This is a genomic window from Mesorhizobium sp. UC74_2 (assembly GCF_042701485.1).
In the GTDB taxonomy this organism is placed as follows: Bacteria; Pseudomonadota; Alphaproteobacteria; order Rhizobiales; family Rhizobiaceae; genus Mesorhizobium.
In genome coordinates this window covers 2,015,996-2,029,165 of record NZ_CP170562.1, presented here as the reverse complement: position 1 = coordinate 2,029,165, position 13,170 = coordinate 2,015,996, and the positions used below count along the sequence as shown (strand labels likewise).

The 13,170-nt window shown below is 60.2% G+C and carries 14 protein-coding genes; 6 read left to right on the top strand and 8 right to left on the bottom strand.

Annotation, left to right across the window (positions count from 1 at the left end; all coding sequences use genetic code 11):
- Positions 1 to 5: 5 nt before the first annotated feature.
- Both aztC and aztD read left to right on the top strand, forming a co-directional pair.
- Positions 6 to 947, top strand: a complete 942-nt coding sequence (gene aztC / locus ACFJIU_RS09800; RefSeq protein ID WP_379070556.1) for a zinc ABC transporter substrate-binding protein AztC — start codon at positions 6 to 8, stop codon at positions 945 to 947.
- A gap of 232 nt (positions 948 to 1,179) precedes the next feature.
- Positions 1,180 to 2,388 carry a zinc metallochaperone AztD gene (gene aztD, locus ACFJIU_RS09795; RefSeq protein ID WP_379070553.1) on the top strand — a complete coding sequence of 403 codons (1,209 nt, stop codon included), beginning with the start codon at positions 1,180 to 1,182 and terminating at the stop codon, positions 2,386 to 2,388.
- A 115-nt stretch (positions 2,389 to 2,503) separates the two neighbouring features.
- On the opposite strand, the gene ACFJIU_RS09790 is transcribed toward aztD, so the two are convergent.
- On the bottom strand, positions 2,504 to 3,400 hold the full coding sequence (locus ACFJIU_RS09790) for a LysR family transcriptional regulator (protein WP_379070551.1): 897 nt from the start codon (positions 3,398 to 3,400) through the stop codon (positions 2,504 to 2,506).
- Positions 3,401 to 3,512: 112 nt separating this feature from the next.
- Here ACFJIU_RS09790 and ACFJIU_RS09785 point away from each other — a divergent pair, with 112 nt between their 5' ends.
- Positions 3,513 to 4,514, top strand: a complete 1,002-nt coding sequence (locus tag ACFJIU_RS09785; RefSeq protein ID WP_379070548.1) for an aldo/keto reductase — start codon at positions 3,513 to 3,515, stop codon at positions 4,512 to 4,514.
- 117 nt (positions 4,515 to 4,631) lie between these two features.
- On the top strand, positions 4,632 to 4,970 hold the full coding sequence (locus tag ACFJIU_RS09780) for a TIGR01244 family sulfur transferase (protein ID WP_379070545.1): 339 nt from the start codon (positions 4,632 to 4,634) through the stop codon (positions 4,968 to 4,970).
- Between the two features lie 147 nt (positions 4,971 to 5,117).
- Here ACFJIU_RS09780 and ACFJIU_RS09775 read toward each other — a convergent pair whose 3' ends face one another.
- The gene (locus ACFJIU_RS09775) at positions 5,118 to 6,353 is read right to left on the bottom strand and encodes an MFS transporter (protein WP_379070542.1); all 1,236 of its coding nucleotides are present in this window, start codon (positions 6,351 to 6,353) and stop codon (positions 5,118 to 5,120) included.
- Positions 6,354 to 6,428: 75 nt separating this feature from the next.
- Between ACFJIU_RS09775 and ACFJIU_RS09770 the strand changes: the two genes are divergently transcribed.
- On the top strand, positions 6,429 to 7,385 hold the full coding sequence (locus ACFJIU_RS09770) for a LysR family transcriptional regulator (RefSeq protein WP_379070539.1): 957 nt from the start codon (positions 6,429 to 6,431) through the stop codon (positions 7,383 to 7,385).
- 157 nt (positions 7,386 to 7,542) lie between these two features.
- Here the strand turns inward: ACFJIU_RS09770 and ACFJIU_RS09765 are convergent, their stop codons facing one another.
- Complete coding sequence (locus tag ACFJIU_RS09765) at positions 7,543 to 8,013, bottom strand: Lrp/AsnC family transcriptional regulator (RefSeq protein ID WP_379070536.1); 471 nt, start codon at positions 8,011 to 8,013, stop codon at positions 7,543 to 7,545.
- A gap of 121 nt (positions 8,014 to 8,134) precedes the next feature.
- Here ACFJIU_RS09765 and hppD point away from each other — a divergent pair, with 121 nt between their 5' ends.
- Entirely contained in the window at positions 8,135 to 9,247 is a 1,113-nt protein-coding gene (gene hppD / locus ACFJIU_RS09760; protein WP_379070533.1) for a 4-hydroxyphenylpyruvate dioxygenase, read from the top strand.
- 32 nt (positions 9,248 to 9,279) lie between these two features.
- Here hppD and ACFJIU_RS09755 read toward each other — a convergent pair whose 3' ends face one another.
- The 5 genes from ACFJIU_RS09755 to hmgA all read right to left on the bottom strand — a co-directional run bounded on the left by ACFJIU_RS09755 (position 9,280) and on the right by hmgA (position 13,129).
- The gene (locus tag ACFJIU_RS09755; RefSeq protein WP_379070531.1) at positions 9,280 to 9,816 is read right to left on the bottom strand and encodes a DinB family protein; all 537 of its coding nucleotides are present in this window, start codon (positions 9,814 to 9,816) and stop codon (positions 9,280 to 9,282) included.
- Positions 9,817 to 9,858: 42 nt separating this feature from the next.
- Complete coding sequence (locus tag ACFJIU_RS09750; protein ID WP_379070528.1) at positions 9,859 to 10,326, bottom strand: hypothetical protein; 468 nt, start codon at positions 10,324 to 10,326, stop codon at positions 9,859 to 9,861.
- Between the two features lie 17 nt (positions 10,327 to 10,343).
- Positions 10,344 to 11,357, bottom strand: a complete 1,014-nt coding sequence (locus ACFJIU_RS09745) for a fumarylacetoacetate hydrolase family protein (RefSeq protein WP_379070525.1) — start codon at positions 11,355 to 11,357, stop codon at positions 10,344 to 10,346.
- Between the two features lie 10 nt (positions 11,358 to 11,367).
- On the bottom strand, positions 11,368 to 11,721 hold the full coding sequence (locus ACFJIU_RS09740; protein WP_379070522.1) for a DUF1428 domain-containing protein: 354 nt from the start codon (positions 11,719 to 11,721) through the stop codon (positions 11,368 to 11,370).
- Between the two features lie 94 nt (positions 11,722 to 11,815).
- The gene (gene hmgA / locus ACFJIU_RS09735) at positions 11,816 to 13,129 is read right to left on the bottom strand and encodes a homogentisate 1,2-dioxygenase (protein ID WP_379070519.1); all 1,314 of its coding nucleotides are present in this window, start codon (positions 13,127 to 13,129) and stop codon (positions 11,816 to 11,818) included.
- Positions 13,130 to 13,170 lie beyond the last annotated feature (41 nt).

Sequence of the window (13,170 nt, the reverse complement as noted above, 5' to 3'; positions counted from 1 at the left end):
TGGCTATGCTGAAATCAATCCGTCGCGCCCTGATATTGAGCGTTATAACATTAACAACCCTGACCGCGGGACATGCCTTTGCCGAGCCTTTGAAAGTCGTGGCGAGCTTTTCGATCATCGGTGATTTCGCTAAGAATGTCGGTGGCGATCGGATTGATGTGACGACGTTGGTCGGGCCAGACGGCGACGCCCATGTCTACGAGCCGAGCCCTGCCGACGCCGTCTCCATGGCCTCCGCCAAGCTGGTCCTCGTCAACGGCCTGCATTTCGAAGGCTTCCTGCAGCGCCTTGTCGAGGCAAGCGCCAGCAAGGCAGCGATCGTCGAGTTGACCAAAGGCGTCACACCAATCGACTTCAAGCCGGAGTTTGCCGAGGCCGAAGCAGCCGAAGGTGGGCATGAGGGCCACAATCACGGCTCGACCGACCCGCATGCATTCCAGTCGGTCGTGAACGCCAAGGTCTATGTCAAGAACATAGCCGATGCCTTCTGCAATGCCGACAGCGCCGGTTGCGATGCCTACAAGGCAAACGCTGCCGCCTATACCGAAAAACTCGACGCACTGGACAAGGAGGTGCGTGAGGCGATTGCGGCCATCCCCCAGGAAAAACGCGTCGTCATCACCTCGCACGACGCATTCGGCTATTTCGAGCACGAATACGGCCTGACCTTCCTGGCACCACAGGGACTTTCGACCGAATCCGAGCCGTCGGCCGCCGACGTCGCCAAGCTGGTCGAACAGGTGAAACAGGACAAGGCGGCGGCGATCTTTGTCGAAAACATCACCAATCCGCGACTGATCGAACAGATTTCGGTCGAGACGGACGTCAAGGTGGGCGGCACGCTCTATTCGGACGCCCTGTCGAAGGCGGATGGTCCCGCCTCCACCTACATCGACCTGATGCGCAACAACATCAAGCAGATCAAGGGCGCTATCCTCGGCAGTTGATGCATGATCCGAACGGAACGTTGGCGATGCAACAATCGCCAAGGTTCCGATCGAGATTCCGTCTAAAGAAACAATGGATGGAGCGCAGCGCGATATCCCCTCACCGCATTCCGCTCTGAAACAGCTGCCTTTTCGCCGATCTATCGACCGGCTCGACTTCCCGGCGGAAGGCACTCCCTTCCGCTCATTTTTGGCTCAATTATGTTATTAAATAACATTACAGGAGATTTCCATGAAACGCCTTTTGGCTGCAGCCTCGATCGCCGCGCTTGCTGCGAGTATGGCCACGACCTCATCCTCCGCCGAGGAAAAGACCGCATGGCGCCTGTTTGTCTCGGATCATGCAGAACCGGTCATCAACGTCGTCGATGCCCTCACCGGCAATAAGATCGATGCGTTGCCGCTGAAAGGACCGGCCTCGCTGTATCGCAGCGCCAGCGGCCGCACTGTCTTTGCGGTTCAAGGCAAGGCTGACGCAGTTTCCGCCGTCTCCACCGGCATCACCTTCGAGGACCATGGCGACCATGGTGATATCGAAGTCACCGCTCCCAAACTGACGGGAACCGAGATCACCGGCACGAAGCCGTCGCATTTCGTCGAGCACGACGGCGAGTTCGCTCTCTTCTTCGACGGAGAGGGTATCGCAAGGATAGTTGATGAAAAAACCGTCCTGGACGGCGGGCCAAGTACACGCGAAGTGAAGAGCGAGGCACCGCATCACGGCGTTGCAGCTGTCTATGGTGACTATGTGCTGTTGTCGGAACCCAACAAGGAAAAACCCGACGAACTGCCGGTCGGCATCCGTGTCGTAGACCGCGCCGGCAAGCAGGTCGGCGACATCCATGCCTGCCCGGATCTGCACGGCGAGGCCACATCGGGCAAACTGCTGGCCTTCGCCTGCGCCACCGGTCTCCTGCTGGTTCGCGATGGCGATCAGGGCCCGTCTGTCGAGCACATCCCCTACCCGGCCAACCTGCCGAATGGAAAAGCGACGACGCTGCTCGGCGGCAAGGGCCTGCAGTATTTCCTCGGCAACTACGGCTCCGACCGGCTGCTGCTGATAGATCCATCAACGAAGGAATTGTTCCGGTCGGTCGACCTGCCGACACGCCGCGTACATTTTGCGGTAGACCCCATACGTCCACGTTTCGCTTATGCCTTCACCGAGGATGGCCAACTCCATCAAGTCGACATCGTCGCGGGCAAGATCACACAGTCCGTGAAGCTCACCGAGCCTTACTCGATGGACGGCCACTGGAGCGATCCGCGCCCACGAATCGCCGTTGCAGACGATCGCATCGTCGTCACCGATCCGCTGAAGGGTCAACTTCATCTCGTCGATGCAACGAGCTTTGCAAGGACCGGCGACATCCCGCTTGCCGGCAAGCCTTTTAACATCGTCGCTGTCGGTGGTTCCGGCGAAACACACGTTACCGAATAGCCTCCTCCCAAGGCTAGAGCGTTTCCGTTTTTCACGGAAACGCGGAAACGCTCCAATTCTTTGTTCTTACGCAATTCCGGACGGAAAACCGCTGCACGCTTTTCCTGGAATTGCTCTAGACACCACGCCGCTGCCGCCTGACAAAATCGACAAAGGCGCGCAGCGGCGCGGGCACATGCCTGCGGCCGGCGTAGTAAAGAAACGGGCCGGGAAACGCGGGCAGCCAGTCGTCGAGCACGCTGACGAGCCGGCCAGCCTCGATGTCCGCCCGAACATAGTCCTCGAATGTCGCCCAGAAGCCGACACCATCAAGGCAGGCGCGCAGTTGCGAGGTGATGTTGCTGGACAACAGCCTTGCCTCCGGCTCGATCTTTTCAAGCACGCCATCACGCTCGAATTCCCATGGCAGCTTCATTCCGCTCGGAAATTGCGTGCGAACGCAGGGGCGCCCTAGCAGGTCGCGCGGCTGCAGGATCGGCGGGCCTGCCGCGATGACGGAAGGCGTCGCAACCACGACATAGCGTTGGGATGAACCGAGCGGGACGGCGACCATGTCCTGTGCCAGGCTTTCACCCCAGCGCACGCCTGCATCGAAGCCGGCTGACACGATGTCGATGAAGGCTGTTTCAGCAACAATCTCCATCCGTATGCGGGGAAATGCACCGAGGAATGGGCCGAGAAGCGGCGCCAGGACAAGATCGATCGCCGGCTGTGGAGCGTTGATGCGCAACGTTCCGCCTGGGCTATCACTGTCCGACTGCAGATGATCGACCACCGACGTGATGTCGGCGAGCGCCGGCGCCAGCCGTTCAAGCAGCCGCCTGCCGGCTTCGGTCGGCGCGACACTACGCGTGGTGCGATTGAGCAACCGCAGATCGAGTGCCGCCTCGAGATCGCGCACCTGCTGGCTGAGCGTCGAGGCCGACACCCCACGTTCTACCGCGGCCGCCCGGAAATTACGGCGGCGGGCGACGGCGGCAAAAGCGGCAAGCAGGTTGAGGTCGATCGGCATTGTACGAAAATCCGCACAGTCCATTTTGAAAAGGCTATCTTATCGTACAGTTCAGCATGCGCCATCTTTGCGGGCAAGCCTCGATCATCGGCTCAACGCAAAAGGAATGGCCATGCGCGAACATACTCTTGGAAGAAACGGACCCATCGTGTCCCGCCTGGGACTTGGCTGCATGGGCATGTCGGATCTCTATGGTCCGACGGACCGGGCAGAAAGCCTGGCGACATTGCATGCCGCATTGGATGCCGGCGTCACACTGCTCGACACCGGCGATTTTTACGGTATGGGTCACAACGAAATGCTGATCGCCGAAGCGCTCGCTGCGCGCAGCGGCGGCCAGGTGATGCTCAGCGTCAAATTCGGCGCACAGCGCAGTCCCGACGGAGGCTGGCTTGGCTTCGACACTCGACCAAATGCAGTCAAGACCGCGGCGGCCTACAGCCTCAAGCGACTGGGGGTCGAGGCGATCGACGTCTACCGGCCGGCGCGGCTCGATCCGAATGTGCCGATCGAGGAAACGATCGGCGCCATCGCCGACCTCGTCAAGGCAGGCTATGTCAAGCATATCGGCCTGTCGGAGGTGGGTTCCGAAACCATTCGCCGTGCCGCCGCCGTGCATCCGATTGCCGACCTGCAGATAGAGTATTCGCTGCTGTCGCGTGGCATTGAGGATGGCATTCTCGACACGTGTCGCGAACTCGGCATCGGCATAACCGCTTACGGCGTCCTGTCGCGCGGCCTGATCAGTGGCCACTGGGACAAAGCCAGAGCAACGGCTGGAACCGATTTCCGCAGCCATAGCCCGCGATTCCAGGGCGATAATCTCGATCGCAACCTCAGGCTGGTCGACGCGCTGCGCCGGGTTGCGGAAGCGCGTAATGCCAGTGTCGCGCAGATCGCAATCGCGTGGGTTCTGGCACAGGGAGACGATATCGTGCCGCTGGTCGGCGCCCGTCGGCGGGATCGTCTTGCGGAAGCACTTGGCGCGCTCGACCTTGCTCTTTCCGAGAGCGATGTCGCAGCCATCGAAACCGCAGCGCCCAGGGGTGCCGCGGCCGGCCAGCGCTACGCCGAACATCAGATGGCGATGCTGGACAGCGAAAGGGCAGCCTAGTTCGCCGGGCAGCGCCGGTCGGAAAGATCGCCGCTGCCCCAACAGGCGAAGGTTGCAGCCCAACGCGCGGGATGGCATGACAGGCGCAACATCCCATCCCGCCCCCGGAGCCGCCCCATGAACATCCGCCAGATTTCCGACGCCTACTCCGTCTCACCGCAGATCAGCGTCGAGGACATCGCGGCAATCAAGGCTGCCGGGTTCAAGAGCGTGATCTGCAACCGCCCCGACAATGAAGACCCCGGCCAGCCGAGTGCTGGCGAGATCAAGGCCGCCGTCGAGGCCGCGGGGCTTGAATTCCGCTGGGTACCGGTCATCAGCGGCCAGATGACCGCACAGAATGTCGACGACCAGGCCGAAGTTCTGGACGCCCTGCCCGGACCGGTTTTCGCCTATTGCCGCTCAGGCACGCGCTGCGCCAATCTCTACGCTGCCGTGCAGCAGTCGAGGGGCTGACACCCAAACCAGATGGTCTTGCGGGTCCCAACTCGTGCAAGACGTGGATTTACGGATCCTCTGTCGGGGGCTCCAAGTGCCGCCGAGGGATACGCCCAAAGCGATTGCCTATTCCTGCAGATGTGTACGAGCGTCTTCGCATGTTTGTCAGCAGGCGCGCGACAATGCCCTGTTCATTGCGAACAGCACTCCGACAAAAGTGAAGACTAGAATCGCGAGGGCGATCAGGGGAAAAGCACCTGTACCGGTGCGGTCAAGCATGACGCCCCCAACGACACCGCCAGCCGCAACTGCCGTGTTCCAGCCGGTGGTGTACATGGCCTGGGCCACGTCAACAGAACTGCCGGCGAAGCGAGACAAAGCTGTCTGCGTGATCGTCGCGAAGCCGCCGACGGCCAGCCCCCAGACGATGACGATGGAATAGATCATCTGCGCAACGTCACCCCAGAAGGCGAGCAGCACAGCAGCGACCGCGAAGGTCAGGACACTTGCCAAAGCAAGGGATTGGAGGCGGCGATCCACAAGAGCGCCCACGACCCACAAGCCCACGATGGACCCTAGGCCGAAAATGAACAGGATGACATCCACGTTCGCCGACAGACCGGAGGGTTGAAGCAAGGGTTCGATGTAGATGTAAAGAATGTTGTGGGCGACGACGAAAGTGAAGACCACGAACATGACAGCCCGAATGCCGGTCGTCAGAAACACGCCGATCAATGACTGACGCTGTTCCCTCGTCTGGCCAGCAAAATCCGGCACGACAGCGATCACCCATGCGATCAGCACCAGCGACAGAACGGTCATCAAGCCGAAGGCGCCTTGCCAGCCGATGATCCGGCCGAGCAATGCTGCAAGCGGAACGCCAAGCACCAGCGCAATGGCCGCACCAGCGCCAGAGATCGCAATCGCCCGCCCACTCAAATGGGATGGCGACATGCGGACCGCATAGCCAGCCAGCAACGACCAGACGATACCGCCCATGACGCCCGCGAAGAAACGGGCCACCATTGAAATGGTATAGTCATCGGACAGCGCCGTGACGAGGTTGACGACGGCAAAGCCGGAAATTGCGGCGAGCAGAAGAGGACGACGACGCATCCCCTGCGTCAGAAAGGTAACGGGAATGGCAGCGACAAGCGCGCCCACTGCGTAGGTGGTGATGAACTGACCCGCGAGGCTTTCGGACACGTTCAGACCTTGCGCGATAGAGGAAAGCAGGCCGGCAGGCATGATTTCGGTCAGAAGTGTAATGAAGGCGGCTGTCGCGAGTGCGAGCAGCCCGCCGAGTGGTAGACTTTGCGGCGATGTTGCAGAAGCATCGCGACCGGCTGCGCCAGCATTCGATATCGATGTCATTGAGCAAACTCTTCTGGTGTTGTGCAAGACAGCGCCCACCTCCGCATCCGAACGACACGGGTGAAGCGGCTCGCCTTCTCCTCGTGGCAAGATAGGCGCTTCATGAGTCCGGAAAAATTGGATGCAATTCCTATCACTTATGAATATTTGTCGTGCATGGCGAAGGCGATGGACCAGCTCGGGGCGTTGAGCGCATTTATCGAAGCAGCAGATGCCGGAGGGTTCACCGAGGCCGGTCGCCGTCTCGGCCTTTCTGCCTCTGCTGTCAGCAAAGCGGTGATGCGGCTTGAGGAACGGCTGCGCACGCGGCTTTTTCACCGCTCCACGCGCAGCATCACACTCACCCCCGAAGGACGTCTGTTTCTGGAACGGTGCCGGCGGATCGCGGCGGAGATGGAAGCAGCGGAGCTCGACCTTGCACAGCTTCACGATGCTCCACGCGGCAAGCTGAAGTTCAGCCTACCGTCCGCGGGCATGCCGTTCATGGAGCAACTGGCAGAATTCCAGAAGCGCTATCCCGACATCGAGCTCGACATGGACTGTTCAGATCGGCTGGTGGATGTGATCGACGAGGGGTTCGACGCGGTGCTGCGAACGGGCGATGGTTCAGATTCACGCCTCATGTCGCGTGTCATCGGCACCTACAGGCAGATGATCGTCGGAGCGCCCGACTATCTGGAACGGCGCGGAACTCCCATGACGCCTGACGACCTAAGCGAGCATAGCTGCATCATGTATCGATCGCTGGTCTCGGGGAAACTCCTGTCCTGGCGTGTCGTTTACAATGAAGAATCCGTAGACCTCCCTCTGTCGCCTACAACGGTCGCGAATGCACTGGAGCCGCAACTTGCCTTTGCCCGCCAAGGTGTCGGGCTCGCCTGCCTGCCGGATTTCACCGTGCGGGACGACATCGATAGTGGCAAGCTGGTGACGGTGCTCGATCGCTATCTCACGGGAAGAACGACGTTCCGCGTGCTATGGCCGTCGAGCCGCCATCTGTCCCCGAAAGTTCGCGTCTTCGTGGATTTCGTTGCCGAGAACCTGCTATCGAAGCGATGAAAGTGGGAAGTTTTCGCACTTTTCAGGAATGTAATTGCGCAACTCTTCGCGCTTACCTGCCCGCAGTGCGGCAGAAATTCAACCGGCTCCGGCTCGTCAGTGATCGGCAGAAACACGACAGCCGTTGTCGGGAGAGCCGGCTCGCGGCTTTCCTGGGTCAGATCGGCAACGCGCCGGTCTCCTTCAGCGTTTCCAGCACGATCGCCGTTTTTACATGCTGCACGGATTCGTGCGGCAGCAGCTCGTTGTTGACGAATTCCGAAAGTGACTTCAGGTCCGGCGTGACCACTTTGAGAATGTAGTCCATCTCACCGGTCAGCGCATGCGCCTCCTGCACTTCAGGCAGGCGCTTGACCAGTTCAGCGAAGCGGCGGGCATTGTCGCGGTTGTGGGTGGCAAGCGTCACGGTGATCACATTGACCAGCGAAAATCCCAGTCTGTCGCGGTCAAGCACGGCCTGGTAGTTGCGGATGTAACCTTCCTCCTCCAGCCGTTGCCGTCGGCGCGAGCATTGCGATGCCGAGAGGTTCACGCGCACTGACAGGTCGTTGTTCGTAAGCCGCGCATCACCCTGCAAAAGAGCCAATATCTTGCGGTCAAAATGATCAATACGCGCGATTTCGGCCATATGACCCCCAACTATGCACAAAGCTCGCATATTATGAGCCGCACAGACGCCCGAATGCAAGCACCGTGCGGGTGGTCAGGCATATACTCGGCGTAACTGGAGACGAACCGGAGGATTTGCCATGGGTCCCTTCCCGCACGACGCACCGCCCGCCACCATCAGCGAAGCCAATCCCGCCGGCACCGACGGTTTCGAATTTGTCGAATTCGCCCATCCGGAACCCGAGAAGCTCGCCGAGCTGTTCACCCGCATGGGCTACACGAAAGTCGCCACCCACAAGACCAGGAATATCTCGGTCTGGCGTCAGGGTGACATCAACTACGTCCTCAATGCCGAACCCGGCTCGCACGCCATGAAGTTCGTCGATGAGCACGGCCCATGTGCGCCGTCGATGGCATGGCGCGTGGTCGATGCCAGGCACGCTTTCGACCACGCCGTTTCCAAGGGCGCCACGCCCTATGAAGGTACCGACAAGGCACTCGATGTTCCCGCCATTGTCGGCATCGGTGGTTCGCTGCTTTATTTTGTCGAGAAGTACGGCGCCAGGGGCTCGACCTACGACGCAGAATTCGACTGGGTCGGCGAACGCAATCCAAAGCCGGTCGGCGTCGGTTTCTATTTCCTCGACCACCTCACCCACAACGTCTACCGCGGCAACATGGACAAGTGGTGGGATTTCTACCGCGACCTGTTCGGCTTCAAGCAGATCCACTTCTTCGACATCGACGGCAAGATCACCGGCCTCGTCAGCCGCGCCATCACCTCACCCTGCGGCAAGATCCGCATCCCGCTGAACGAATCCAAGGATGATACCAGCCAGATCGCCGAGTATCTCAAGAAGTACAAGGGCGAAGGCATCCAGCACATCGCGGTCGGCACCGACGACATCTATGCCGGCACCGACAGGTTGGCCGACAACGGGCTGAAATTCATGCCCGGCCCACCCGATACCTACTACGAGATGTCGCATGCCCGGGTGAACGGCCATGACGAGCCGATCGAGAGCATGAAGAAGCACGGCATCCTCATCGACGGCGAAGGCGTGTTGAATGGCGGCATGACCAAGATTTTGCTGCAGATCTTCTCCAAGACCGTGATCGGCCCGATCTTCTTCGAATTCATCCAGCGCAAGGGCGACGAGGGGTTCGGCGAAGGCAACTTCCGCGCCCTCTTCGAATCGATCGAGCAGGATCAGATCAAGCGCGGCGTGCTGAAGGTGCAGGCTGCCGAATAGGCCGGTCGACAAACCGGTTCAAAGGTCGAGCGTCAGAGTCCCAGGCGCTCGACCTCCTTTTTCCTGAGCTTGATGTCGTAGTCGAGCAGGAACTCGTCGAGTTGCGGCGGCTTGACCGACGTGCCGGACAGCATGGCGTGCACCTGCCCACGATGATGGATCTGATGCAGGAACAGGTGCGCCAGCAGATCACCGATACGCTCCGGAATGACGCCGTCGTCGCCCCTGTCGGTTGGTACGCGCCGATCAAGATCGGATCCGGCCAAGTCTTCGCAAAACGACAACAACCGCCGGTCGGTCTCGGCCTGGACTGCGGCCAATCGGTCAGGCGTCTCGAAATCCGTCCAGCCGTCAAAGACGGCGAGGCCGACGCCACCCTCTTCCACCATGTCGAGATAATAGAGATCGACCGACAGCACATGGTTCAGCGTCGCCCTGATCGACGGAAAGAAGCTGGCGCGCTCAGCCCCGAATTCGCCAGGTTTGAGAGCCGTCACGGCCCGATAGAGGCGGTCGTTGGACCAGAGATTGTTGGCGGCCATCCGGCGAAGATGATCGAGTAGCTGCATCGCTCAAATCCGTGCATCTGGAGCCCGGCCGTCAACGTCAGGCTATTTAGCCGACAGCTCGCTGTTCACACGCCGCTGTATCTTCGACTGCATGTCCTGCATCGTCGTGCCGAATCCCGCAAAGTATGCCGCATTGAACGACTTCAGCTTGCCCATGATCGACACCGCTTCGGACGTACTGTTGAACTTGATCAGAGCTTCGAGTTCCGCCACCGTATAAGTCTGGCCCGCGGCCTGGATCATTGCCTTTTCCATCTGCGGCCTGACGGCGGAAATTTCTTCGCTGACAATTTTCGCCAACCGGTCACGTTTGTCCTGCGGCAAGGCATCGCCGCCCATCGCAGCCATCATCGGGTTGACGAAATCCGGTCCAAGGATGGAATCCAGCATGTTCTGCAGCGCCGGCAGCTTCATATAGCGCTCGGCCAGCGCAGCCGTTTCCTGCTGCGCCAGCGCGGGCGTCAGACCGAGAAGCAGGATCGCGACTGCCGGCAAAAACCGATTGCGCATTCCGCTTCCCTTTCTGCCTAGTGCTCGTATTTTTCCACCTTCTGCTCGATGGCGCCGAAGATCGAATGCCCGGTCTTGTCCTTCATCTCGATGCGCACCGTGTCACCGAAACGCAAAAACGGGGTTTTCGCCTCGCCACTCTCGATGGTCTCGATCATACGCTGTTCCGCAATGCAGGAATAGCCGGAGCCGCCTTCAGCGACAGGCTTGCCCGAACCACCGTCCTTCTTGTTGGAAATCGTCCCCGAACCGATGATCGCGCCCGCCGAAAGCGGCCTGGTCTTGGCTGCGTGCACGATAAGGGCCGGGAAATCGAAGGTCATGTCGATGCCGGCATTGGCGCGGCCGAACGGCTTTCCATTGAGATCGACGCAAAGCGGGAGGTGCAGCTTGCCGCCATCCCAGGCATCGCCGAGTTCATCCGGAGTAACCGTCACAGGCGAAAACGCCGAGGAGGGCTTTGACTGGAAGAAACCGAAACCCTTGGCGAGTTCCGGCGCCGTCAGCGCCCGCAGCGTGACGTCGTTGACCAGCATGACCAGCCGGATCGCCTCGCGCGCCTGTTCCTTGTCTGCTCCCATCGGTACGTCGTCGACGATGACGGCGACCTCGGCTTCGAGGTCGATACCCCAGGCCTCGTCAGCCATGTGGATCGGATCGCGCGGCGGGACGAACGCGTCCGACCCGCCTTGGTACATCAATGGGTCGGTCCAGAAGCTTGCCGGCATTTCGGCGTTGCGTGCCTTGCGCACCAGTTCGACGTGATTGACGTAGGCCGAACCGTCGGCCCACTGGTACGCACGCGGCAGCGGCGAATGAGCGTCGTGCTCATGGAAGCGCTCCGAAGGAACCGAACCGTGCTCGAGCGACTCCGCCAGCGCCGCCAGATGCGGAGCGATGCGACGCCAGTTGTCGAGTGCCGCCTGCAGTGTCGGCGCCAGAAACGAAGCATCGGTCAGGCGCGTCAAATCTCGGGACACGACGACAAGCTTTCCGTCGCGTGTCCCGTTCTTCAAGGTGGCAAGCTTCATTCAGTTCCCCTTATCGTTCCATGAAGACTTTGAACCCACCATAGATCAGCCGTCTCATATAGGCAGGCATATTTTGCATGCCCGGCTGCATACGGGGGTCCGCCATCACTTTCCCCATCACCGCGTCGCGATGCTCGCGCGATTTGTAGGTGACGTAGGAAAATACAATTTTGTCTCCCGCTTCCTTCTTCACTGCAAGCGGGAAAGAGGTGATCTCACCATCCGGCACATCATCGGCTTCGGCTTCGACATAGGACAAAGCGCCGTGCTCCATCCAGACGGTCGCGGCGAGATCGACGTTCTTTCGATATTCCTCCCACTCCGCCTGCGGTACCGGCAGAACAAAGCCATCGACATAGGTCATGATCCGTCTCCTGTTGGGTTCTGACGATCATAGGACGCACACTGGGGCCTGTTTCCGACAACAGGAGCAAAAAAGAAGCTCTGAACGGCTCTGATTAATTCCAATCCCCTTCCGGCGTACCGTTGAATCGTTTCTTCAGGTCCTTCCAGCAATCGATATAGTCTTCCTGCAAGGTCGGTAGCTCCGCGCCATAGCGGCTCAGCATCTGCGGGAAGCGCGTCTCGAACATGAATGCCATGGTGTGGTCGAGTTTCACCGGCTTCAGTTCGACCTTGGACGCCTTTTCGAAGCCGGGAGCATCAGGGCCATGCGCCAGCATCATGTTGTGCAGGCTCATGCCTCCCGGAACGAAGCCTTCTTCCTTGGCATCGTACTGGCCATGGATCAGGCCCATGAACTCGCTCATGATGTTGCGATGGTACCAGGGTGGACGAAAGGTGTTCTCGGCCACCAGCCAGCGCGGCGGGAAGATGACGAAGTCGACATTGGCGGTGCCTTCCTCGCCGCTCGGCGCCGTCAGCACCGTGAAGATCGACGGATCCGGATGATCGAACAGGATCGCGCCGACCGGCGAAAACGTAGCGAGATCATACTTATACGGCGCATAGTTGCCATGCCAGGCGACAACGTCGAGCGGCGAATGGCCAAGTTCCGTGACGTGGAATGAACCACACCATTTGACGATCAGCCGGCAGGGTTTCTCCTTTTCCTCGAACCATGCGCAGGGCGTCTTGAAGTCACGCGGGTTGGCCAGGCAGTTGGCGCCGATCGGGCCGCGATCGGGCATGGTGAACTTGGCGCCATAGTTCTCGCAGATATAGCCGCGCACTTCCGGATCGAGCAGCTCGACCTTGAACACCAGCCCACGCGGCAGGACGCAGATCTCACCCGGCCGCATCTCGATGACGCCCATCTCGGTAACGAAATTCAGCCGGCCGACCTGCGGCACCACCAGCATCTCGCCATCGGCATTGAAGAAGTGGTCGTCGACCATCGATCTGTTGGCGACATAGATATGCGCGGCCATGCCGCTTTGGCCGAGCGCATCGCCGGCCGTCGTCATGGTGCGGATGCCGGCGATGAAATCGGTCGGCTCCTTCGGCATCGGTGTCGGATTCCAGCGATATTGGCCAAGCGCCAGTTCATGGTCGCCAACGTTGGGGGCAGTCTTCCAGAACGGATAACTCGCGGCCTTGAAGCGTCCGGTGTGCTTGACGCTCGGCCGGATCCGGTAGAGCCAGGAGCGCTCGTTCGTGCCGCGCGGCGCGGTGAAGGGCGAGCCCGACAACTGCTCGGCATAAAGCCCATAGGCCGGCCGCTGCGGTGAGTTGCGCCCTTGCGGCAGCGAACCCGGCAGCGTCTCGGTTTCGAAATCATTGCCGAAGCCAGGCATGTAGGAAAAGGCCAAGGCATCCTCCCTTGATTGACCAAACTGGTTACATCTGTAAC